The sequence below is a fragment of the Mycobacterium paraffinicum genome, assembly GCF_025822865.1.
Taxonomy (GTDB): domain Bacteria; phylum Actinomycetota; class Actinomycetes; order Mycobacteriales; family Mycobacteriaceae; genus Mycobacterium; species Mycobacterium paraffinicum.
Genome location: NZ_JACKUR010000013.1, coordinates 16,693 through 41,434, shown reverse-complemented (window position 1 = coordinate 41,434; position 24,742 = coordinate 16,693). Strand labels below are relative to the sequence as shown.

The window sequence follows — 24,742 nt, the reverse complement described above, 5'->3', positions numbered from 1 at the left end:
TCAGATGAAGTCCGATCCGCCGTCGACGTTGACGGTAGCCCCGGTGACATAACCGTTTCGCCGCGATACGAGGTAGGCGGCAATGGAGGCGACCTCTTCGGGAAGTCCGGCGCGGCCGAGATCGCAGGGCTGGTGAAAGTTGTTGTCGATCCAGGTCATGACGTCGACCGGATCAGTGGCGTCGAGGCCGTCGGCGGCAAGGATGTCTTTGAGTGCCTCGGTGAAGCTGGCCGTCACGATCGTCCCAGGACATATGCAGTTGACTAGAATGCCATCCTTGGCAAGGCTTTTCGACAAGTTCTTGGTGACGCTGGCCAGTGCCGCCTTCGACGCCGTATAGGCGACGATGCGCGGGTTCTGGCGCTGAATCGAGTGCGCGGCCAGCGTCACGATGCGGCCCCAATCCGCGGTCCGCAGCAGCGGCAACGCTGCACGGATGGATCTGACGCCCGACATGGTGCCGAGTGCGAACGCCTCGTCCCACTGCGCGTCGTCCATCTGCTCGAAATAGCCATCACCGGGTCCAATGGTGTGGACCAGACAATTGAGTCGACCCCAACGCTCCGAGACCGTCGCGAAGGCATCACTGATGGACTGGGCATCAGCCATGTCGACGCTGATTCCCACGGCGTCGGGGGCGCCGGCCGCACGCAGTGCTGTGACCGCGGTGTCCAGCGCGCTGCGGCCCCTGGCCATGACGGCCACGCTGGCTCCCTCGGCCGCAAGGGTTTCGGCGATGGCCAGTCCCATCCCTTTGCTGCCGCCGGTGACCACGGCGGTCGACCCCGCGAAACCGAGATCCATCATCGACTCCTTCGCTGCGAGTTGTTGGAGCAAATCCGCTCGATTGCTTCCGGCGTCACGCCCAGCCCGCCCAGGCAGAAAAGCACACTGCGGCGGCGGAGATCGTCGCGGTCACAATCTCCGGCCGCCCACTGTCGGTCAATGGCCGCCCAGACCACGCCGTGAATGAATTGGGCGTCTGTCACCGGGTCGATGTGGTGAAACATTCCGTTGTCCATTCCGCGCCGAAGTGCGTCACTGAGTGGTTCGAGAATCTCGGCGTATGCGGGCTGAACGAGAATGGGGGAGGCGAACATCTGGGATTGAGCCTCCATCGACAGGCGGCGCAGGTCAGCGACGACGGTTTCGTCGAACGCCAGGTCGAGTCGCCCGTCAATCCATGCCGCCACCGCCTCGATGTCCGTGGTGGCACGGCTCATTCGGCGCCGCAGGCGCCGTTTCTCGACGCGCGCGTTCTCCAGAAAGACGGCGGCGATCAATTCGTCTTTCGAGGCGAAATGCCGATAGAACGCGCGGGTGCTCAATCCTGCCCGCTCCAGCACGGCGGTGACACCGAGCCCGCGAACTCCATGCTCGCGCAAAGCGATCGACGCGGCCTGCAGGATCTCGCGGCGTACTGCCGGGTCGGGACCCAGCTTGTCGCGTCGCCGCGTGCGAGGAGCGGTCACGTCCTCAGCCGGTCGCATCGTAGGTGGCGAGGTAGTCGGCAAACCGTTCGCGAACGCCCTCGGGCGTCAAGCCGTAGTCGGCCAGCTCATAGTCATGCGCGCCACGGGAGCCGGGTCGGTGATCCTTGGCCCACTGCTCTACGGAAGCCATCGTGGCGTCGGTGAAGCTCAAACCCAAGGCCTCGTAGCTGGTTCGCAGGGTCTGCACTGGATCGGTCTGCAGATCGGCAAACGAGACGTCGGCGAATCGGTCGTCACCGACGCGGCTGCGGAAATCCATTGCGCGCCGTACGGCTTCGACCCAGCTGTCGACTTGTTCGGCACCGAGTTCGTTGGCGTCGTTGCGGTCGCTGCTCCAGCTGCGCACGTACTGAATGAGGCTGCACACCGATCCCATCACCTTCGCCGGGTCACGATGGCTCCAAAGGAATTTCGCGTTCGGGTAAGCCTCGACCAGCGCGTCGAGTGCGAACATGTGCACGGGCGTCTTGAGGTGCCACAGAGCCGGCGGACAATGCCACTGCAACAGCTTGAGCACTCGCCGGTGAAACGTGTAGGTCCCGCGCATGTCGCAGTCCATCAGCCACGCGAGGTAGCCGGGCGCGCGAACGGCCCCGTCGAAGTGGAAGGTGCGGAAGCTCATTCCCATCAGGTCCTGGCATTCGGTCGGTGCCGTTGGCTCGGAGTTGTACAGCGTCTTCATCAGCGGGAACATGTCGTCGAGCATCTTCAGCCCGGCCTCGGCCTGTGCGATCCGCGGATCGGTGTGTTGGGTCGCGGCCTCCGGCGGCGGGGTGGGGGCTTGCGATTCCCACATCCTTAGCGACCGGAATTGCGGGTCGGCGGCCACCAGCTGACTCAAAGCGGTCGTCCCGGTGCGGGGTAACCCGATCACGAATACGGGGCCGTCGACCACCTCGTCGTCGATCTCGGGGTGGCGGCCGTAGGTGTCCTCGATCTTGAGGCGCTGAATCAACGCGTTACTGATGGTGGCGTGCTGGATGATCCGGCCCATGTCGTTGAGGTCGGCCTCGGTGTTGAGCGCATCGACGATGCGTTCGAGCCCCTCGCGATAGTAGGGCGAACCGAAATCCTCGAGACCCGTTGCGGCGCGGGCGCCGTCTTCCAACTCGTCGGCGTCGAACGTCATTGCGCAAACCTCTTGTGCACGGCGCGCCGACGCGCCGCGAGGACGGACCGGCGCTCTTCGGGAGTGATTTTTGTGGTATCCGGAGGTAACTGCGCATCGATCTCGCCGAACGGCACGACGCGGGTGGTCGGCGTCGGCGCCGTCTCGGTGCGCACACAGCGCAGGATGATCGGGCCGTTGCTGTGGCCGGCGGTGTCGAGCCAATTGGCGACCCCCGGATCGTCAGAGCACAGCACCAAGCGCACCATGCCATCGGCGTCCACGACGGCCTGATGGGCGTTGAGGCTGGACTGGTGGCGTCCGTAATGGATCGTCTCCCACCACGGATTGCCGATGGAGAAGCTCCAGTAAAGACCTTGGGGCGGCTCCACTTCGACGATGAGCGCCTCATTCGGGCCCAGCTCCCACCGGCCGATCACCGGCCTGTTCTCCGCCGCCGCACCCATATCGGTGCGGTCGATCGGCGGCAGGAATCCGTTGGGCGGTGCCGCGGCGCCGAATTGCAGGAAGAACGCGAGATTGTCGCCGACGAAGTCACCGAGCGCGGTGATCTGCCGCGACACCACCACGTCCGGATCAACTGATGGGCCGTCGGTCTGCACCTCTTCGCCGATTCGCTCGATGCGCAGCGATGAGGCCGCCTCGGTGTCCCAGTCGTAGAAGAAGTGCCGCACCGTCAACGTGGGATGGTCTCCCTCGATGCGCATCCAATTTCCCGGTCGGTGATCGGCTGACAGCACGACCTCGAAGTTGCCGTCCGCATCCACGTCGAGCTCATCCACCAGTTCGTTCGCCGTCGCGGCGATGCCGTTCATTGTCTGCAGCCCGACGTACCGCGCGGTGCCTCGATTCCCGAACAGCCGATAACTCTCGCCGCCGCGCAACACCGCACGGGTGTACAGGCAATCGGGGCACTCCATGCCCCAGGTCACCAGGTCGTCAGTGCTGGTACGGCGGACGCTCAGAACCGGGTCCGGATCGAATCGCAGCACCTCGTCGATTCCGGCGGCAAGCAACACCAACAGATGCCGGATGCCGGCGGCGAGGTCGATTCGGTTTCGACTCGCCGGGTCGGATTCGACGGCCCGTGCGGCTTTACCTAGCCGGGTCAGCAGATGGGACCACGCCTGGAAGAGGTCCACATTGCCGAGTTCTTCCGACAACGCTGCCTCTGTGATTGAGAACGGCAGCCACGCCAGCGGTGTTCTCGGCTCGCTCACGTTCTCCGCTTCCGTCGTGCCGCCAGTGTTAACTGAAAACAATATTTTCGTTTAACGGTGCCATGACTATCGCAGTGAGCGCTCACGATGTCAATGACGGGTCGTGCAGCGTAGGTTGTTACCGTGACGCCCGCATTCGCCGATCTCGCCAAGGCGCAGTACATCCTGTTGACCACCTTCACCAAAGACAACAAGGCCAAGCCGACGCCGATTTGGGCGGCCGCCGACCAAGACCGGCTCCTGGTCATCACTCAGGAAAAGTCCTGGAAGGTCAAGCGGATTCGCAACACTCCGCGGGTCACGCTGGCCACCTGCACCATGCAGGGTCGCCCGACCAGCGAGGCCGTCGAAGGCACCGCCGCGATCCTGGACAAGTCGCAGACCGCGGTGGTGTACGACGCGATCGGAAAGCGCTACGGCATCGTCGGCAAGGTGTTCAATCTCTTCAGCAAGCTGCGCGGCGGCATGGAGAACAATGTCGGTCTCGAGCTCAGGGTGGCGCCGGCCTAGGGGCCTCATGGGCACCGTTCTCGTTCCGATCCCGGACCGCGACTTCGACCCGACCGAGGTCGCCGTCAGCTGGCGCGTCCTGACCCGCGACGGCCATCGGGTGGTGTTCGCCACCGAAAGCGGATCGCCCGGTGCGGCGGACGACATCATGCTGAGCGGCCGCGGTTTGGACGCGTGGTCCGCCCTGCCGGTGCTGGGCGCCGTCCCGGTGATCGGGCTGATGCTGCGCGCGAATAAGGACGGGCGAAAAGCGTACCGGGACATGTTGGCGTCAAACGAGTTTCAGCACCCGATCGCGTGGGCGCAAGCCGGTCTCGACGGAGTCGACGCCCTGCTGCTGCCCGGGGGGCATCGCGCCCGCGGCATGCGCAGCTACGTCGACAGTGACGTCCTGCACCGGCTCGTCGTCGACGCCTTCAAGCGGGGGGTCATCGTCGCCGCCATCTGTCACGGCGTGCTGCTCGCCGCGCGCAGCGTCGACCCCGCGACGGGTCATTCGGTGCTCTACGGGCACAAGACCACCGCGTTGACGTGGGCGATGGAGGGCCTGGCGTGGCGATTGACGCGGTTCACCCGATTCTGGGATCGAAACTACTACCGGACCTACACCGAGCAGCCCGGCCAGCCCCGCGGTTACATGTCGGTGCAGTCGGAAGTGACTCGCGCACTTGAAAATTCGACGGATTTCTGCGACGTCGTGCGCGGTTCGCAGGGGTGGCGGCGCAAATCCTCCGGGATGTCACGCGACACCGCGAGCGACTCGCGGCCCGCGTTCGTCGTCGACGACGGCAGCTACCTGTCGGCGCGCTGGCCGGGAGATACGCACACGTTCGCGACGGTCCTGTCGCGAAAGCTGGTGTGACGCAACTACGTCGTCGCGCCCGACGCCAAATGTTCGCCGAAGAACGCGAACACCCGGCGCCAGGCGTCCTCGGTGGCGGCCTCGTCGTAGCCGAAACCGGTGATCCGCAGCAGCGGCTGGGCGGGTAGGTCGTTGGCGAAGCTGTGCCCGACACCGGGATAGACCTTCACGTCGGCGGTGATGTTCTTGCTGGCGATGGTCTCGCGCAGCTTCTCGGGCGCGCCCCTCCCCAGCGGGTCACGGGCGCCGAAGCTGGCCACGATGGGACACGCCCCATCGAGCGTCTTGTCGAGGTTGCGGGGCAGGGGAGCGCCATAGAACGGCGCCGAGGCGCCGAACCCCTTGGGAGACATCACCAAAGCGAACTGGCCGCCCATGCAGAAACCCGCGATGCCGACCTGACCGGAACATTCGGGCATGGCTTTCACGTGGTCGCGGGCCGCCAGGATGTCGTCCAGGGCGCGGCCGCGCTGCGTCTGCAGCTCCTTCATCACCCGGGTGATGCAGCGGATGCGGCCGCCGCGCGCGTACATGTTCGGGGTGATCGCCACATACCCGGCCTGCGCGATGCGCTTGTTCGTCGACTCCTTGTCCCTGCCGTAGCCGAACGCGTCGTGAATCACGACCACGCCGGGCCACGGGCCTTCACCGCTGGGAAGGTCCAGCAGCGCGTCGATCGGTCCGTCGGGCGTGTCGATCTCAATCGTGGTCATAGCGTCATCTAACTGCAATCGCCCCGGGCACCACCATGGGAACTTCGACGCCGTCGGCGGACGTTGGCTGGACATGCTGTCACGGCTGTTTCTCGTCTACGCCGCCGTCGAGCTGGCGGCGACCATCGCCCTGGTTTCGACGATCGGTTGGGGTTGGACGTTGCTGGCGCTGGCGGGCACCTTCCTGCTCGGGTGGGGCCTTCTGGTGCCGGTGATGGGCTCGCACCTGCTCCGTCAGATCGGGCACCTGCGCTCCGGACTGGCCGAACCGCGCACCGCGGTGCGTGACGGGACGCTGGTCACGCTGGCCACCCTGCTGGTCCTGGTGCCCGGACTGGTCACCACGGCCCTGGGGCTCCTGCTGCTGATGCGGCCCGTCCGCGCGGCGGTCGGCCCCGGTCTGGCCGCGGTCGCGGTGCGTGGCCTACGGCGGCGGGTGCCGCTGTTCGTCGACACGACGCTGTTCGCCGCCGGCGTGCGTCAGCGCGGGGGTGCTGCGGCGGACGACTACATCGACGGCGAGGTCGTGGACGTCCACGACATCAGGCCGCCCGCCCTACCGAACGAGCCGGTGCGGGGCGGATACCCGGGGCGGCCCGCCTGGGACTAACCACCGGCCCGCGACCACACGTAGTTTTGCCCTGTGAGCGACACGCTGCTGGTCAACGGCCGGGTGCACAGCCCGACCCATCCCGACGCCACCGCCATGGCGGTGCGGGACGGCGTGGTCGCCTGGCTGGGCAGCGATGACGTCGGCCGCAGCTCGTTTCCGGGCGCGGACGTCGAGGACTTGAACGGCGGCTTCGTGGCGCCCGGCTTCGTGGACAGCCACATCCACCTGACCGCGACGGGCCTGACACTCAGCGGGCTCGATCTACGCCCGGCGAGCTCGCGCACGCAGTGCATCCAGATGCTCGCCGACTATGCGGCAGCCCACCCCGGCCGGCCGGTGTGGGGGCATGGCTGGGACGAGTCGTCGTGGCCCGAGAACAGCCCGCCGAGCACCGCCGACCTTGATGCCGTGCTCGGTGACCGCGCCGCCTACCTGTCCCGGGTCGACGTGCACTCGGCGCTCGCCTCGACGGGGCTGCGCCGGCTGGTCGCGGACCTAACGGCGGCTGTCGGCTACGCACCCGACCGGCCGCTCACCGGCGACGCCCACCACCTTGTCCGCGCGGCCGCCCGCGGCCTGTTGACGCCCGAGCAGCTGGCCGAGGCGCGCGCGGCCGCCCTGCGGGCCGCCGCGGCGGCCGGCATCGTCGCGGTGCACGAATGCGCGGGGCCCGAGATCGGTGGGCTGGACGACTGGCTGCAGCTGCGCTCCCTCGGTGACGGTGTTCGAGGCGTCGAGGTCACCGGCTACTGGGGTGAGGCGGTGACCACGCCCGCACGCGCGCGTGCGCTCATCGAGGAGACCGGAGCCCGCGGGCTGGCCGGCGATCTCTTCGTCGACGGCGCGCTCGGGTCGCGCACCGCCTGGCTGCACAAGCCGTACGCCGACGCCGAGGACCGGCTGGGCAGCTGCTATCTGGACCCCGACGCCATCGAGGCACACGTGCGGGCGTGCACCGAGGCGGAGGTGACCGCGGGCTTCCATGTCATCGGCGACGCCGCCGTCTCCGCGGTTGTCACTGCCTTCGAGCGGGTCGTCGCGCAGCTCGGGGCGGTCGCCGTCGCCCGGTGCGGGCACCGCCTCGAGCACGTCGAAATGGTCACCACCGAGCAGGCCGCCCGGCTGGGGCACTGGGGCGTCATCGCCAGCGTGCAGCCCAACTTCGATGCGTTGTGGGGTGGCCGCGAGGGCATGTACGCGCGCCGCCTCGGCGCCGAACGAGGCAGTCGGCTCAATCCGTTAGCGCTGTTAGCATCCCAAGGCGTGCCCCTCGCGCTTGGTTCCGACGCACCGGTAACAGGCCTCGAACCCTGGGCGAGCGTGCGCGCGGCGGTCAACCATCGGACCCCTGGCAGCGCGGTCTCCGCGCGCGCCGCGTTCGCCGCCGCAACCCGTGGTGGCTGGCGGGCCGCCGGTGTCCACGACGGCAAGACGGGGACCCTGGTGCCCGGTGCGCCGGCCTCCTATGCCGTATGGGACGCCGGGCCCCTCGACGTCCACGCACCTCGCGACGCCGTGCAGCGCTGGTCGACCGACCCGCGTGCCCGGGTGCCGGCCTTGCCGCGCCTGGGCCCGAACGACGCCCTGCCGCAATGCCGGCGAACGGTGCATCGGGGCGCTGTCATCCATGGCTGAGGACCGGCCCGGCCGAAAGGACCGCCCCGAGGGAGCCGGCGAGTCCGACCCGGTGGACGACGACCCCGCGGCGCACCCCGATACCGACCCGGCAAGCGGCGCAGCCGCGTCGGAGCGCGACGACAAGCCCGAAGACGACGTCGACTCCCCGGAACCCGGCGCGCCACCGCTGACGGACCGCATGGCGGCCGCGGCACGCCGGGTGGGCGCCGGGGCGCTCACCCGGCTGCCTGCCGTCCGGGCCGCCATGCTGCCTCGGCTGACCCGCTTGGTTTGCGCCATCGCGGGCGGTGTCCTGCTCTTCACCAGCTTCCCGTCGCTGAACTGGTGGTGGGGCGCGGTCGTCGCGGCCGCGCTGCTGGCCTGGGTGCTCAAGCATCCGGCGACGACGCCGACGGGCGGTTTGGGCTACGGGTTTCTCTTCGGACTGGCGTTCTATCTGCCGCTGCTGCCGTGGATCAGCATGCTCGTCGGCGCCGTGCCCTGGATGGTGCTGGCGATGACGTGCGCGCTGTTTCCCGCCCTCTTCGGCCTGGGCGCCGTGCTGGTGCGGCAGCTGCCGGGCTGGCCCGTGTGGTTCGCGCTGGTGTGGACGGCCCAGGAATGGCTGAAATCGATCGTCCCGTTCGGCGGCTTCCCATGGGGGTCGGTGGCATTCGGCCAGGCGCAAGGCCCCTTCTTGCCGTTGGTCCAGCTCGGGGGAGCCGCGTTGCTCTCGATGGCGATCGTCCTGGTTGGGTTCAGCGCAACCGCCATCGAACTGGAGATCGTGAAGTGGTGGCGCGCCGGTAAGCGGGCGCACCGCGGCGCCGACGAATCGGCGAGCGCCGATGCGGAACCGCCCGCCGTGGTGCTGCCGGGCGTCTGCATCTGCCTCGTGCTGTTCGCGTCCGTCGTCGTCTGGCCGCAGGTTCGGCACGCCGGCACGGGATCGGGCGGCGAACCTTCGGTAACCGTCGCGGTGGTGCAAGGGAATGTGCCGCGGCTGGGTCTCGACTTCAACGCGCAACGTCGGGCCGTGCTCGACAACCACGTCCGCGAGACCCTGCGGCTGGCGGAGGACGTGCGAGCGGGACAGGCGCCGCAACCCCAATTCGTCATCTGGCCGGAGGACTCGTCGGACATCGATCCATTGGTCAACGTCGACGCCGCGCTGGAGATATCGCAGGCCGCGACGGCGATCGGCGCGCCGATCCTGATCGGCACCGTGTCGGAACTGCCCGGCAGCCCGCCGGAGAATCCGCAGTACACCAACACGATGATCGTGTGGAACCCGTCGACCGGACCAGCCGACCGGCACGACAAGGAAATCGTGCAGCCCTTCGGCGAATACCTGCCGATGCCCTGGCTCTTCAGCCATCTGTCCTCGTACGCCAACCGCGCCGGGAACATGGTGCCCCGGCCCGGCACGGACGTCGTCCACATCGCCGGGGTGCCGGTCGGGGTGGCCACGTGCTGGGAAGTGATTTTCAACCGCGTCCCGCGCAAAGCGGTCCTCAACGGTGCTCAGTTGCTCGCCGTGCCCAGCAACAACGCCACCTTCAACAAGACGATGAGCGAACAGCAGCTGGGATTCGCCAAGGTGCGGGCCGTCGAACACGACCGATACCTGGTGGTCGCGGGCACCACCGGGATCAGCGCGGTGATCGCGCCGGACGGCGCCGAGCTGGTTCGCACCGACTTCTTCCAGCCCGATTACCTGGACATCCAGGTGCGCCTGAAGACCAAACTGACGCCGGCGACCCGCTGGGGTCCCGTCCTGCAATGGCTCCTGGTCGCGGCGGCCGGAGCGGCCATTCTGGCCGGGATACGGCACAATAGATGGTTCCCGCGTCCGATTCGTCGGAGGTCCGAGGCCCCGGACGAATCCCCGAAAGCCGGTACGCCACCGGGCGAAACCCCGCCCGACGAGGACGGGGACCAGGCGGGGCCGGAGGACGGCGGTGACTACACTCCGCTCCACGAGGGCGGCCGACGACCGTCGCGACACATCGGGCGACACAGAGGAGCTACATGACCACCGGCCAGCCGGCGCCCCGGGACCCGGGAAAGCGTCCCAGCGAGCGCGTCCTGGTGATCATCCCCACCTACAACGAGCGGGAGAACCTGCCGGTGATCCACCGGCGGCTGAAGGACGCCTGTCCGCACGTGCACCTGCTCATCGTCGACGACAGCAGCCCCGACGGCACCGGCGAGCTCGCCGAGGAACTGGCGGCCGCCGATGCCGGTCGCACCCACGTGATGCACCGCACCGCCAAGGACGGCCTGGGCGCGGCGTACCTGGCGGGCTTCGCCTGGGGTCTGAGCCGCGACTACTCGGTGCTGGTGGAGATGGATGCCGACGGCAGCCACGCGCCCGAGCAGCTCCACCGTCTCCTGGACGCCGTCGACGCCGGAGCCGACCTGGCCATCGGATCCCGCTACGTCGAGGGCGGGTCGGTCCGAAATTGGCCGTGGCGGCGCTGGGCGCTGTCGTGGACGGCCAACACCTATGCGCGGCTCGCCCTGGGAATCGGCGTTCATGACATCACCGCCGGCTACCGTGCCTACCGCCGAGAAGTCCTCGAGGCGATCGGCCTGGAGGCGGTGGACTCCAAGGGCTACTGCTTCCAGATCGACCTGACCTGGCGCACCGTGTGCAGCGGGTTCGTCATCGTCGAGGTGCCGATCACCTTCACCGAGCGTGAACTCGGCGTCTCCAAGATGAGCGGATCGAATATCCGCGAGGCGCTGATGAAGGTCACCCGATGGGGCTTCGAGGGCCGCAAGGCCCGGGCCGGCACCCAGCGCGCCGACAACCGCAGCTAATGCGGTCGGGGGTCAGCCGCGGCGGCGTGACCGGATGATTTCGAGCCGCTCCTTGAGTAGCTCTTCGAGCTCCTCGACCGAACGGCGCTCCAGCAGCATGTCCCAGTGCGTACGCGGCGGCTTGACCTTCTTCGGCTCGGGCAGGTCGCCGTCGATCAGCGTGCCGTCCATGCCGTTCTTGCAGGGCCAGGTGCCGGGAATCTCGGCGTCGTCGGCGAACGGAACCTCGAACTCCTCGCCGTTCTCCGTGCGGTACCGCGCGATTTGCCGCGGCGCCAGGTCGTGGTTGCGGTCGGTCTCGTAGCTCACGGCTCCGAGCCGGCTGCCCCTAAGGACGCGATCAGCCATGTTGCTACTCCTCTAGGTCTTTTGAACTCTCGGGCTGCTGTAATGCAATTCTGTCCGCTTGGCAAACGTTGCGGCGGTCCGCGTAGTTCCCCGGTCGGCGGGCGGCGTACGCGACGCGACCTTCAATGATACCGGGATCGCCGCGCAATCCCGACTAAAGTCGGCAGGCGTGAGCCGCCGTCCCCGCCCGCAGCCGTGTCGTTGGTGCGGTCGGGACGTGTCCGACGCCGGGATGGGACGGCGACGCCAGTACTGCCGCCAGTCGTGCAGGCAGCGGGCATACGAACAACGCGCCTCGTTGACCCGGGGTGGCGCCGGGGCCTCGCTGGCCTTGCCTCCCGACGCGGTGGTCCTGTCGGCCGACGACGCCGCCGACCTGTCCGACCGGGTCTACCAGGTGCGGTGCGCGGCGGAGGATGTCGCGACCGCCCTCGACGAGGGAGCGCAGGCGACCGAACTGCGCGAATTGTGCGACCTGCTGATCACTGCAGCCCGGGCGGCCGACGGCTGGCGCCGAGTGGGCGTCTGAGCCGTCCTGACCACTGCCGATGCATAGCCGGGTACAGTCACGCCATGGACGGCGCGTCAGTTGTATCCCGGCGTACCGGGGTCGCGGGATGCCCCGACACCCGCGGGCGCAACGGCGCGTTCCGGATCCCTTGGGACAAGGCGTGCCTCACGCCGAAGCCGGTTCTTCTGTAGCAGCCGGGAGCATCGGACGTTTTGAAATACCGTCAGAGTTGGCCATACTCACCAGCGACATTCTTGGGCCGGAGAGCGGCACGGCATCGCATCGTGCAGCAAATTCCGTGACTCGGCGAGAGTCGCATCGGGGCAGCTGACGGCCAAGTTAGGCGAGAGGTAGTGATGGTGGATCAACTCCAGCATGCGACCGAAGCGCTGCGCAAAGCGCTGGTCCAGGTCGAGCGCCTGAAACGCACGAACCGTGCGCTGCTGGAGCGGTCGAGCGAGCCGATCGCGATCGTCGGTATGTCCTGCCGCTTCCCCGGCGGAGTCGAGACACCGGAAGACCTGTGGCAGATGGTGGCCGACGGCCGCGATGTGATCACGGAGTTCCCCAACGATCGCGGCTGGGACCTGGCGAGCCTGTACGACCCCGACCCCGACGCCCGCCACAAGACCTACGCGCGGACCGGCGGTTTCGTGGACGGCGTCGCCGACTTCGATTCGGCCTTCTTCGGCATCGCTCCGAGCGAAGCGCTCGCGATGGATCCGCAGCATCGGATGCTGCTGGAACTGTCGTGGGAGGCGTTGGAACGGGGCGGCATCGACCCCAGCGGGCTGCGGGGCAGCGCGACCGGTGTGTTCGCCGGGCTTATCGTCCAGGGCTACGGCATGCTCGCCGAAGAGATCGAGGGTTACCGCCTGACCGGCATGACCTCCAGCGTCGCGTCCGGCCGGGTGTCGTATGTGCTGGGGCTCGAGGGCCCGGCGGTGTCGGTGGACACGGCGTGTTCGTCGTCGTTGGTGGCGTTGCACATGGCGGTGCAGTCGTTGCGGTCGGGGGAGTGCGATCTGGCACTGGCCGGCGGCGCGACCGTCAACGCGACCCCGACGGTCTTCGTCGAATTCAGCCGCCACCGGGGGCTGGCCCCCGACGGCCGGTCCAAGGCTTACGCCGGAGCGGCCGACGGCGTCGGCTGGTCGGAGGGCGGCGCGATGCTCGTCGTCGAGCGGCTCTCGGATGCACGGCGGTTGGGTCACCCAGTGCTGGCGTTGGTGCGCGGCTCGGCGGTCAATCAGGACGGTGCATCGAACGGGCTGACCGCGCCGAATGGTCCGTCGCAGCAGCGGGTGGTACGAGCGGCGCTGGCCAATGCCGGCTTGTCGACGGCCGACGTCGACGTGGTGGAAGGCCACGGAACCGGCACCACGTTGGGCGACCCGATCGAGGCCCAGGCGTTGTTGGCGACGTACGGCCAGGACCGGTCCGAGCCGCTGTGGCTGGGGTCGATCAAGTCGAACATGGGCCACACCCAGGCCGCGGCGGGCGTGGCCGGCGTGATCAAGATGGTGCAGGCTATGCGCCACGAAATGTTGCCGGCGACACTGCATGTGGATGTGCCCAGCCCGCATGTCGATTGGTCGGCGGGAGCGGTCTCGTTGCTGACCGAAGCGCAGCCCTGGCCGGCGAGTCGCCGCGTGCAACGGGCCGGGGTGTCGTCGTTCGGGATCAGCGGCACCAACGCACACGTGATCATCGAGGCGGTCCCGGCGCCCGAGCCGCTGGCGGACCGGCCGCGGCCCGCTGCGATGCCGTGGGTGGTTTCGGCGAAATCTTTGCCGGCGTTGAGGTCTCAGGCGGCCAGGCTGGCCGGACATCTGCGCGGCCATGGCGAGCTGGATGCCGCCGACGTGGCCTGGACGCTGGCGGGCCGCGCGACCTTCGAGCATCGGGCCGTCGTGGTCGGTGACGACCGGGATCGGTTGCTCGCCGGGCTGGACGAGTTGGCTGGTGACGACCCGGCCGGTTCGGTCATTCAGGGCAGCGCGGTGCCGGCGGGCAAGAACGTCTTCGTGTTCCCCGGCCAAGGTTCCCAATGGCTGGGTATGGGCATCGAATTGCTGGACACCGCACCGGTATTCGCGCAGCAGATCGACGCGTGCGCGGAAGCGTTCGCGGAATTCGTGGACTGGTCGCTGATCGACGTCCTGCGTGGTGTCCCCGGTGCCCCGGGCATGGATCGCGTGGACGTGGTGCAGCCGGTGCTGTTCGCGATGATGGTGTCCCTGGCAGAACTGTGGAAATCGATCGGAGTCAACCCGGACGCGGTGATCGGCCATTCGCAGGGGGAGATCGCCGCGGCGTATGTCGCGGGCGCGCTGTCGCTGCGCGATGCCGCTCGGGTGGTCACGCTGCGCAGCAAGTTGTTGCGGTCGCTGGCCCACTCCGGTGGCATGCTCTCCATCGCCTGCAGCACCGAACGGGCGCGGGAACTGTTGGCGCCCTACGGTAACCGCGTCAGCATCGCGGCCGTCAACGGACGCTCTGCGGTGGTGGTATCGGGCGAAGTGGCCGCGCTCGACGAACTCGTCGGGTTCTGCGTCGACCTGGAGCTGCGCACTCGCCGGATCGATGTGGACTATGCGTCGCATTCGGTCGAGGTCGAGGCGATTCGGGATGAGCTGGCCGAGGCGCTGGCCGGCATCGAGCCGAGTTCCTCCCGCATTGCCTTCTTTTCCACCGTGACCGGAAGCCGTTTGGACACCGCCGGTCTGGATGCCGCCTACTGGTATCGCAACATCCGCCAGACCGTGCAGTTCGACCAAGCGGTGCGCGCAGCATGCGAGCACGGGTATCGGACGTTCATCGAATCCAGTCCGCATCCCGCGCTCATCGCCGGCATCGAAGACACCGTGAACGACTGCCTGAAAAACTCGGCCGGCGACACCGAGGCCATCGTGATTCCCACCCTGGGCCGCGATGACGGCGGCCTCGAGCGGTTCCTCACGTCGGCCGCCGCCGCATTCGTGGCCGGTGTGAGCGTGAACTGGCGTGGTGTGTTGTCCGGGGCAGGCTTCGTGGAGCTGCCGACGTACGCCTTTGACCGGCGCAGGTTTTGGCTGTCCGGCGAGGGCATCGGAGCCGACGCCGCAGGCTTGGGGCTCGGGACCAGCGAGCACGCGTTGCTCAGTGCGGTCGTCGAGCTGCCGGCTTCCGACGGGGTGCTGCTGACGGGTCGTCTGTCACCCAGCCTGCAGGGGTGGCTGGGCGATCACGCGGTCTCCGGTGCGGCCGTTTTCCCGGGCGCTGGGTTTGTCGAGTTGGCGATCCGGGCCGGTGACGAAGTCGGCTGTTCGGTGGTCGACGAGTTGACGCTGCAGGCGCCCCTGATGTTGCCTGCCGCCAGTTCGGTTGCCCTGCAGGTGGTTGTCGGTCCCAGCGACGATTCGGGACGGCGCGCCGTCTCGGTGTTTTCCCGTGCCGACGCCGGTTCGGGATGGATATGTCACGCGGAGGGAGTCTTGAGCTCCCGGTCGATTGAACCCGGCGCCGATCTGTCGGTGTGGCCGCCCGCGGGCGCGGTCGCGGTGGACGTGGCCGACGGCTACGACCGGCTGGCCGGGCATGGGTACGGCTACGGCCCGGCGTTCCGGGGATTGACCGCGACGTGGGTCCGCGGCGACGAGGTGTTCGCCGAGGTGCGACTGCCGGACGCGGCCGGAGGCGCCGGCGGGTTCGGCGTGCACCCGGCCCTGCTCGACGCGGTGATGCACGCCGTCATCATGGCCCAGCAGGCGGCGGGCCAGCCGGTCGATGTGATGTTGCCGTTCTCCTGGCAGGACGTTTCGTTACACGCCGCGGGTGCGACCGCGGTGCGCGCCCGGATTGCCCCGACCAACCGGGGCCCCCAGACCGGCGGGGGCGCTTCGATCTCGATCGAGCTAGCCGACGGGCTGGGCCTGCCGGTGTTGTCCGTGGGCGCAATGGTTGCCCGCCCGGTCAGTGAGCGTCAACTGCGTGCGGCGATGTCGACCTCGGGCCCCGAGCGACTGTTCGAACTGGCGTGGTCGCCGGCGACCGTGCCGGCCGCCGCCAACCCGGCCCCGGCCTACGAGATTCTGGAATCGGTTGCCACCGAACAGGATCCGGTAACCGCAACTTATGAGCGTACCCACCGGGCGCTGACCGCCGTGCAGTCGTGGTTGACCGAGCGCGACGCCGGTGTGCTGGTCGTGGCGACTCGCGGCGCGGTGGGATTGGCGGGGGAGGACGTCACCGATCTGCCCGGCGCGGCGGTATGGGGCCTGGTGCGCTCAGCGCAAACCGAGCATCCCGGCCGGATTGTCCTGGTGGATTCCGATGTGCCGCTGGATGATCAGGTGGTCGCGTCGGTGCTCGCGGCCGGGGAGCCCCAGATCTTGCTGCGCAACGGCCAGGTCCATACGGCGCGGGTGCGGGCGAGCCGCGCAGTCGACGATCTCTTGGTGCCCCCCGGTGACGGGCCCTGGCGTCTGGGTATCAGCAGCGCCGGCACGTTCGAAAACCTGCGGCTGGAGCCGGTTCCGAACGCCGACGCGCCGTTGGAGCCGGGTCAGGTTCGGGTGGCCCTGCGCGCTATCGCCGCCAACTTCCGCGACATCATGATCACCCTGGGCATGTTCACCCACGACGCGCTGCTCGGCGGCGAAGGCGCCGGCGTGGTGGTCGAGGTCGGCCCGGGTGTAACCGAATTCGCCGTCGGCGACTCGGTTTACGGGTTCTTCCCCGACGGAAGCGGCACGCTGGTCGCCGGCGACGTCCGCCTGCTGCAGCCGATGCCGGCGGACTGGTCATACGCCGAGGCCGCCGCCATCTCGGCCGTCTTCACCACCGCGTACATGGCCTTTGTCCACCTGGCCGATGTCAAGCCGGGCCAGCGGGTGTTGGTGCATGCGGCAGCCGGCGGTGTCGGCATGGCGGCGGTCCAGTTGGGCCGGCATCTGGGTCTCGAGATATTCGCGACTGCCAGCCGGGGTAAGTGGGACACGTTGCGGGCCATGGGTTTCGACGACGACCACATCTCGGATTCCCGCAGCCTGGAGTTCGAGGAGAAGTTCCGGGCGGTGACCGGCAGGACCGGCAAGGCCGGGATGGATGTGGTGCTGGATTCACTGGCCGGCGACTTCGTCGATGCCTCCCTGCGGCTGGTCGCTCCCGGCGGCGTGTTCTTGGAGATGGGCAAGACCGACATCCGCGATCCCGGCGTGATCGCCCAGGAATATCCGGGCGTGCGCTACCGCGCCTTCGACCTCTTCGAGCCCGGCCGTCCGCGGATGCATCAGTGGATGATCGAGTTGGCCGGGTTGTTCGACGCCGGTGTGCTGCGGCCATTGCCGGTGACCACCTTCGACATTCGACGCGCCCGTGCGGCGTTGCGGTACCTGAGCCAGGCCCGCCACGTCGGCAAGGTCGTCATGACGGTTCCGGACGCCTGGGCGGCCGGGACCGTGCTGATCACCGGTGGCACCGGAATGGCGGGTTCGACGCTGGCCCGCCACTTGGTCACGCAACACGGTGTGCGGAACGTGGTGTTGCTGAGCCGCAGTGGTCCGGATGCGCCGGGGTCCGCCGAGTTGATCACCGAACTGGAAGAAGCCGGGGGACGGGTGCGCGCGGTCGCGTGCGACGCGGCCGACCGGGAGGCGCTGGCCGCGGTGATCGCCGATATTCCGGCGAACCAACCACTGACTGGGGTGATCCACGCCGCCGGTGTGCTCGACGACGCGGTCGTCACGTCGTTGACTCCGGACCGAGTCGATGCGGTGTTGCGCGCCAAGGTGGACGCGGCCTGGAACCTGCACGAGCTCACTCGTGATCTCGACGTATCGGCGTTCGTCATGTTCTCGTCCATGGCCGGCCTGGTCGGGTCGTCGGGGCAGGGTAACTACGCGGCGGCCAACTCCTTCCTGGACGGGTTGGCCGCGCATCGGCGCGCGCTCGGGTTGCCCGCGATCTCACTCGGGTGGGGGCTGTGGGACCAGGCCAGCGCCATGACCGGTGGGCTGGACTCCGCCGACCTCGCCCGCCTCGGTCGCGACGGGATCCTGGCCCTGTCTTCGGACGAGGCGATGGAGTTGTTCGACACCGCACTGATTGTCGACGAGCCGTTCATGGCGCCCGCCCGCATCGACCTGAACGCGCTGCGGGCCCACGCCGCCGCGGTGCCACCGATGTTCGCCGACCTCGTCAACGCGCCGGCGCGGCGCCAGGTCGACGACTCGCTGGCGGCCGCGAAGTCGAAATCCGCTCTGGCGCATCGTCTGCACGGGTTGCCAGAACCGGAACAGCACGCGGTGCTGCTGGACCTGGTTCGCTCGCACATCGCCACGGTGTTGGGCAACACCACGCCGGAGGCGGTCGACCCGGACAAGGCGTTCCAGGATCTGGGCTTCGACTCACTGACCGCGGTCGAAATGCGTAACCGGCTGAAAACGGCCACCGGGCTGGCGCTTTCACCCACCCTTATCTTCGATTACCCGACGCCGAACGGGCTGGCGGGCTACATCCGTAGCGAACTGGCCGGGGTGCCACAAGAAATCACGCCCGCCCCTGTCGTTCGCGCCGTCGGCGACGACCCGATCGTGATCGTCGGCATGTCTTGCCGCTATCCGGGCGGGGTGAATTCCCCCGACGATTTGTGGCAGATGCTCATCGAGCGCCGCGACGTGCTCTCGGAGTTCCCCGCCGACCGCGGTTGGGATCTGGCCGGCATTTACAGCCCGGATCCCGATGTTCCGGGCACCTGCTACACCCGCACCGGCGGCTTCGTGGACGGAGTCGCGGACTTCGACCCCGCCTTCTTCGGCATCGCGCCGAGCGAGGCGCTGGCCATGGATCCGCAGCAGCGGATGTTCCTCGAGTTGTCGTGGGAAGCTTTGGAGCGGGCCGGGATTGAGCCCGGTGCGTTGCGGGGAAGCGCGACGGGCATGTTCGCCGGCGTCTACACGCAGGGCTACGGCATGGGCGCCGCGCCGGCCGCGGAGGGCTTCCGCCTGACCGGGCAGTCGTCGAGCGTCGCGTCGGGCCGAGTCTCGTATGTGCTGGGGCTGGAGGGGCCGGCGGTGTCGGTGGACACGGCGTGTTCGTCGTCATTGGTGGCGTTGCACATGGCGGCGCAGTCGCTGCGCTCCGGCGAGTGCGACCTGGCGCTGGCCGGCGGCGTCACCGTCAACGCCACACCCGACATCTTCGTGGAGTTCAGCCGCATGCGCGGGCTGTCCGCGGATGGCCGGTGCAAGGCCTACGCGGGGGCAGCCGACGGCACCGGGTTCTCCGAAGGTGGCGGCATGCTGGTCCTGGAACGCTTATCGGACGCGCAGCGCCTGGGGCACCTGGTGCTGGCGGTGGTGCGGGGCTCGGCGATCAATCAGGACGGCGCCTCCAACGGCTTGACCGCGCCGAATGGTCCGTCGCAGCAGCGAGTGGTGCGCGCCGCGCTGGCCAATGCCGGATTGTCCGCGGCCGAGGTCGACGTGGTCGAAGGCCACGGCACCGGAACCACGTTGGGCGATCCCATCGAGGCACAAGCGCTGTTGGCCACCTACGGGCAGGACCGCGCCGAGCCCCTGCTGTTGGGGTCGATCAAGTCGAACATGGGACACACGCAGGCCGCTGCCGGTGTGGCCGGCGTGATCAAGATGGTGCTGGCGATGCGTCACGACCTACTGCCGGCGACGCTGCACGTCGACGAACCCAGCCCGCACGTCGACTGGTCGATGGGATCGGTGGCGCTGCTGACCGAGCCGCAGCCGTGGAAGGCGAATCATCCGCGCCGCGCCGGCGTGTCGTCGTTCGGGATCAGCGGCACCAACGCGCACGTGATCATCGAGGCCGCGCCCGTCGAGGCCGCGGCCGTCGTGGAACGCGCCACGGCGCCGGTGTTGCCGTGGGTGGTATCGGCAAAGTCGCTGCCGGCGTTGGGCTTTCAGGCCACCCGGCTCGCCGAGCACGTACGTCAGCACGGTGACCTCGACGCCGGTGACGTGGCGTGGTCGTTGGCGGGCCGGTCGAACTTCGAGCATCGTGCCGTCGTTGTCGGTGCTGATCGCGATCGGTTGCTGGCCGGCCTCGACGAGTTGGCCGCGGGTGAACTCGGATCGGTCGTCCAGGGCACGGCCACGCCCGGCGGCAAGACCGCCTTCGTCTTCCCCGGCCAGGGCGCCCAAATGCTCGGCATGGGCATGGGTTTGCACGCCGCCTACGCGGTGTTCGCCGAGGCGTTCAACACCGTCGTGGCCGAATTGGACCGGCATCTGCTGCGGCCGTTGCGCGAAGTCATGTGGGGCCACGACGAAAAGCTGCTGAACACCACCGAATTCGCCCAGCCGGCGTTGTTCGCCGTGGAAGTCGCCCTGTTCCGGTTGCTCGAATCCTGGGGCGTCCATCCCGACTTCGTGCTGGGCCACTCGATCGGTGAGCTGTCGGCCGCGCACGTCGCCGGCGTCTTGTCGCTGGAGAATGCGGCGGTATTGGTCGCCGCTCGCGGCCGCTTCATGCAGGCCCTACCCGAGGGTGGGGCGATGATCGCCGTGCAGGCCACCGAGGAGGAGGTGCGCCCGCTGCTGGTGCCCGGCGTCGGCATCGCCGCCGTCAACGGGCCGATGTCGGTGGTCATTTCAGGCGTCGAGGACAAGGTGTCCGCGATTGCGGGCCAACTCCGCGCCGACGGGCGCCGCGTCCACCAGTTGGCGGTGTCCCACGCGTTCCACTCGCCGTTGATGGATCCGATGGTCGACGAATTCGGCACGGTCGCGGCCGGGCTCGCCATTGGCAGCCCGACGATACCGATCGTGTCGAATCTGACCGGCCAGCTCGCGACCGACGACTTCGCCTCGGCGGCCTATTGGAAACGGCACATTCGCGAAGCCGTGCGGTTCGCCGACAGCGTGCGCTTCGTGCATTCGGCCGGCGCAAACCGCTTCCTCGAGGTCGGCCCCAGTAGCGGGCTGACGGCATCGATCGAAGAAGCGCTTCCCGACGCTCCGGTGATCACCATGTCGGCGCTGCGCAAGGACCGCCCGGAACCGGTGGCCTTGATTAACTCGGTCGCGCAGGGATTCGTCGCCGGGATGGACGTGGACTGGCGCCGCGCCATCGGCAAAGCCAATTTCGTGGAACTGCCCACCTATGCGTTCGAGCGCCGGCGGTTCTGGCTCTCCGCCGACGGTGCCACGGTCGACGCCGCGGGTTTGGGGCTCGCGCCCGGCGAGCACGCCCTCCTCGGTGCCGTGGTGGAACTGCCGGCGTCCGGCGGGGTGGTTTTGACGGGCCGGTTGTCGCCCGGTGCGCAGGGCTGGTTGGCCGACCACGCCGTGGGTGGCGTGGTGCTGTTCCCCGGCGCCGGATTCGTGGAGCTCGCGATCCGCGCCGGCGACGAAGTGGGCTGCGGCGTCGTCGACGAGCTGAATCTGGCGGCGCCGCTGGTGTTGCCGGGCTCCGGGTCGGTCGCTGTGCAGGTCGTCGTCGGCGGCATTGACGAATCGGGTGCCCGTGCGGTGTCGGTCTTTTCGCGTGCCGACGCGGGTTCAGGCTGGTCGTTGCACGCCGAGGGTGTCCTGCGTGCGGGTGAGGTGCAGCCGAGTGCGGACCTATCGGTGTGGCCACCGATGGGTGCCACCGCGGTCGACGTCGGCGACGGCTATGAGCGCCTGGCCGAGCGCGGATACGGCTACGGCCCGGCGTTCCGCGGCCTGACCTCGATGTGGCGTCGCGGTGACGAAGTGTTCGCGGAGGTGACCCTGCCCGCGGACGCGGGGGTTTCTGCGGTCGGGTTCGGCGTCCACCCGGTGATGCTCGACGCGGCACTGCACGCGGTGATCTTGGCGTCCGATGGCGACGAACTCCCCGAAGGTTCGATGTTGGTGCCGTTCTCCTGGCAGCGGGTCTCGTTGCACGCCGCGGGCGCGACGGCGGTGCGGGCGCGGATCGTGCCGGTGAGTGATTCGGCGGTCTCGATCGAACTTGCGGACGGATTGGGGCTGCCGGTGCTCTCGGTGGCGTCGATGGTGGCCCGGCCGGTGACCGACCAGCAGCTGCTGGCGGCGGTCTCGAGTTCGGGACCGGACCGGCTCTTCGAGGTCATCTGGTCGGCGCAGCGGTCGACGTCGGTGCAGCCTGTCACCGTATCGGTTTGGGGCGCAACGGAATCAGACGATCACGCGACGCCGACGTCGGCGGTGGTCTTCGAATCGGCGCCGGTGGTCGACGATGTCGTCGCCGACGTCTACGCGGCCACGCGCGCGATCCTGCCGGTGCTGCAGTCCTGGCTGGCCCGCGACGGCGCGGGCACCCTGGTCGTGGCGACCCGCGGCGCGATGACGTTGCCGGGGGAGGACGTCACCGATCTTGCGGGCGCGGCGGTGTGGGGACTGGTGCGCTCGGCGCAAACCGAGCACCCCGGCCGCATCGTGCTCGTCGACACCGATGGCCGGCTGGACGACGAGTCCGTCGGAGCGGCGTTGTCGGTCGGCGAGCCGCAGGTATTGCTGCGGGGCGGGGCGGTGTACACCGCGCGGGTGCATGGCAGTCGCGCCGTCGGTGGCCTGCTGGTGCCCCCGGCCGATGGTCCGTGGCGACTCGGTATGAGCAGTTACGGCACGTTCGAGAATCTGCGGTTGGAGCGCATCCCGGACGCCGACGCCCCGCTGGCGCCCGGGCAGGTCCGGGTCGCCCTCTCGGCCCTGGCCGCCAACTTCCGCGACGTGATGATCGCGCTGGGGCTCTACCCGGACCCGGACGCCGTCATGGGCATCGAGGCATCCGGCGTCGTCATCGAAACAGGCCCGGACAGTGGGCGTTTCGCGGTCGGCGACCGCGTGATGGGCTTGTTCCCCGATGGCACGGGCACGGTCGCCAGGACCGACCAGCGCCTGCTCGCCAAGATGCCGGTTGGATGGTCGCACACCGCGGCCGCCACCACCACGGTGGTATTCGCCACCGCCTTCTACGCCCTGGTGGACCTGGCCGCCGCCAAGCGGGGCCAGCGGGTGCTGGTGCACGCCGCCGCCGGTGGGGTGGGAATGGCCGCGGTGCAGCTGGCCCGTCACCTGGGCCTGGAAGTGTTCGCCACCGCCAGCCGCGGTAAGTGGGACACATTGCGGGCCATGGGCTTTGACGAGAACCATATCTCGGATTCCCGCAGCCTGGACTTCGAGGACAACTTCCGGTCGGTCACCGGTGGGCGCGGCATGGACCTGGTGCTGGACTCGCTGTCCGGCGACTTCGTCGACGCTTCCCTGCGACTGGTCGCCCCCGGCGGCGTGTTCCTCGAGATGGGCAAGACCGACATCCGCGAGCCGGAAGCGGTCGCTCAGGAACACCCCGGCGTTCGCTACCGCGCCTTCGACCTGTTCGAGGCCGGGCCGGACCGCATCGCGCAGATACTCGACGAGCTGGCCACTTTGTTTGGAGACGACGTGCTGCGGCCGTTGCCGGTGACCAGGTTTGACGTGCGCCGCGCGCCGGCTGCGTTGCGGTATCTGAGCCAGGCCCGCCACGTGGGCAAGGTCGTCATGACTCTCCCCACTGCGCCAGGTGGTGCGTTGGGGGCCGGCACCGTGTTGATCACCGGTGCCACCGGGATGGCGGGTTCGGCATTGGCCCGTCACCTGGTCACGCGCCACGACGCACGAAACCTGGTGTTGGTGAGCCGGCGCGGTCTCGACGCGCCGGGCGCCGCCGAACTGGTGACGGAACTCAACGCCGCCGGCGCGCAGGTGCAGGTGGTGGCGTGTGACGCCGCCGACCGCGAGGCACTGGCCAAGGTGATCGCCGATATTCCGGTGCAACGGCCGCTGTCGGGTGTGATCCACGCGGCCGGCGTACTCGACGACGCGGTGATCTCATCGCTCACGCCCGAGCGGGTGGAGGCGGTGTTGCGGGCCAAGGTCGATGCCGCATGGAACCTGCACGAGCTCACCCGCGACCTCGATGTGTCAGCGTTCGTGATGTTTTCGTCGATGGCGGGGCTGGCGGGAGCGTCGGGTCAGGCCAACTACGCGGCGGCGAACTCGTTCCTGGACGGGTTGGCCGTGCACCGGCGCACGCACGGACTGCCCGCGATGTCGCTGGCCTGGGGTCTGTGGGATCAGACCAGCGCGATGACCGGAGCGCTCGGTGCCGCCGATCGTGCCCGGTTCGGCCGCGACGGAATCGTCGCGATGTCCTCCGACGAGGCGCTCGAACTGATGGACACCGCGCTCATCGTCGACGAGCCGTTCCTGTTGCCCGCCCACATCGACCTTGCCGCCTTGCGGGTCAAGTTCGACGGCGGGACGCTACCGCCGATGTTCGTCGATCTGATCAACGCGCCGACCCGGCGGCAGGTCGACGATTCGCTGGCCGCGGCGAAGTCGAAATCGGCTCTGCTGCAGCGCCTCGAAGGGCTGCCCGAGGACGAGCAACAGGCGGTTCTGCTGGACTTGGTGCGTGCCAACATTGCCACCGTGCTCGGCAACTCCAGCCCGGAGTCCATCGATCCGGACCGCGCATTCCAGGAGTTGGGTTTCGACTCGCTGACCGCGGTGGAGATGCGCAACCGGCTGAAATCAGCCACCGGGTTGGCTCTTTCGCCCACGCTGATCTTCGACTACCCCAACTCCGCCGCGCTGGCCGGTTACATGCATCGGGAACTCATCGGTGCGGCCGAGCAACAGAGTCCCGCCGCCGCGCCCGGGGAAGCCGAAATTCAGCGCGCCGTGGGATCGATCCCGGTCAAGCGCCTGCGACAGGCCGGAGTGCTGGAGCTGTTGCTCGCGTTGGCGAATGAGGCCGACGGCGGTCGAGCTGACGGACAGTCACCGGCCGCCCCGGTGACCTCGGAGAAGGACATCGCGGACATGGACCTCGAGGATCTGGTCAACGCGGCGCTAATGGACGACGACGAATAGCCATGAACTTGCGCGGGGC

At 68.6% G+C, this 24,742-nt stretch carries 12 protein-coding genes and 1 pseudogene; 7 read left to right on the top strand and 6 right to left on the bottom strand.

Features of this window, described 5'->3' with window-relative positions:
• The 4 genes from H7J89_RS02950 to H7J89_RS02935 are packed head-to-tail and all read right to left on the bottom strand — an operon-like array spanning position 1 to position 3,842.
• The gene (locus tag H7J89_RS02950) at positions 1–804 is read right to left on the bottom strand and encodes an SDR family NAD(P)-dependent oxidoreductase (RefSeq protein WP_264036350.1); all 804 of its coding nucleotides are present in this window, start codon (positions 802–804) and stop codon (positions 1–3) included.
• Complete coding sequence (locus tag H7J89_RS02945; RefSeq protein WP_264036348.1) at positions 804–1,472, bottom strand: TetR/AcrR family transcriptional regulator; 669 nt, start codon at positions 1,470–1,472, stop codon at positions 804–806. Before H7J89_RS02945 ends, H7J89_RS02950 begins: the two co-directional genes overlap by 1 nt.
• 4 nt (positions 1,473–1,476) lie before the next feature.
• Positions 1,477–2,622 (bottom strand): sulfotransferase family protein, encoded by a 1,146-nt coding sequence (locus tag H7J89_RS02940; protein ID WP_264036347.1) that lies wholly within the window; start codon positions 2,620–2,622, stop codon positions 1,477–1,479.
• Positions 2,619–3,842 (bottom strand): DUF1214 domain-containing protein, encoded by a 1,224-nt coding sequence (locus tag H7J89_RS02935; protein ID WP_264036345.1) that lies wholly within the window; start codon positions 3,840–3,842, stop codon positions 2,619–2,621. Before H7J89_RS02935 ends, H7J89_RS02940 begins: the two co-directional genes overlap by 4 nt.
• Positions 3,843–3,965: 123 nt before the next feature.
• On the opposite strand from H7J89_RS02935, the gene H7J89_RS02930 reads away from it, so the two are divergent.
• Entirely contained in the window at positions 3,966–4,352 is a 387-nt protein-coding gene (locus tag H7J89_RS02930) for a PPOX class F420-dependent oxidoreductase (protein ID WP_264036342.1), read from the top strand.
• 7 nt (positions 4,353–4,359) lie between these two features.
• Complete coding sequence (locus tag H7J89_RS02925; RefSeq protein ID WP_264036339.1) at positions 4,360–5,214, top strand: type 1 glutamine amidotransferase domain-containing protein; 855 nt, start codon at positions 4,360–4,362, stop codon at positions 5,212–5,214.
• A gap of 5 nt (positions 5,215–5,219) precedes the next feature.
• Here the strand turns inward: H7J89_RS02925 and H7J89_RS02920 are convergent, their stop codons facing one another.
• Complete coding sequence (locus H7J89_RS02920; protein ID WP_264036337.1) at positions 5,220–5,927, bottom strand: dienelactone hydrolase family protein; 708 nt, start codon at positions 5,925–5,927, stop codon at positions 5,220–5,222.
• A 73-nt stretch (positions 5,928–6,000) separates the two neighbouring features.
• Here H7J89_RS02920 and H7J89_RS02915 point away from each other — a divergent pair, with 73 nt between their 5' ends.
• The 3 genes and pseudogenes from H7J89_RS02915 (at position 6,001) to lnt (ending at position 11,021) form a co-directional block, all read left to right on the top strand.
• Positions 6,001–6,537, top strand: coding sequence for an FxsA family protein (locus H7J89_RS02915; RefSeq protein ID WP_264036335.1), 537 nt, complete (start codon positions 6,001–6,003; stop codon positions 6,535–6,537).
• Positions 6,538–6,633: 96 nt separating this feature from the next.
• The gene (locus H7J89_RS02910) at positions 6,634–8,175 is read left to right on the top strand and encodes an amidohydrolase (RefSeq protein ID WP_264036554.1); all 1,542 of its coding nucleotides are present in this window, start codon (positions 6,634–6,636) and stop codon (positions 8,173–8,175) included.
• Positions 8,176–8,356: 181 nt separating this feature from the next.
• Positions 8,357–11,021: pseudogene (lnt, locus tag H7J89_RS02905) on the top strand (apolipoprotein N-acyltransferase).
• On the opposite strand, the gene H7J89_RS02900 reads toward lnt, so the two are convergent.
• Positions 10,996–11,331: an RNA polymerase-binding protein RbpA gene (locus tag H7J89_RS02900; protein WP_264036333.1), complete on the bottom strand. Its 336-nt coding sequence runs from the start codon at positions 11,329–11,331 to the stop codon at positions 10,996–10,998. The pseudogene lnt and the gene H7J89_RS02900 sit on opposite strands and share 26 nt — an antisense overlap.
• 169 nt (positions 11,332–11,500) lie before the next feature.
• On the opposite strand from H7J89_RS02900, the gene H7J89_RS02895 reads away from it, so the two are divergent.
• Together H7J89_RS02895 and H7J89_RS02890 are read left to right on the top strand one after the other, a co-directional pair.
• Complete coding sequence (locus H7J89_RS02895; RefSeq protein WP_264036331.1) at positions 11,501–11,860, top strand: hypothetical protein; 360 nt, start codon at positions 11,501–11,503, stop codon at positions 11,858–11,860.
• Between the two features lie 338 nt (positions 11,861–12,198).
• A complete protein-coding gene (locus H7J89_RS02890) occupies positions 12,199–24,723 on the top strand; it encodes a type I polyketide synthase (RefSeq protein WP_264036330.1) in 12,525 nt (4,174 codons plus the stop codon).
• The last annotated feature ends 19 nt before the right edge of the window (positions 24,724–24,742 follow it).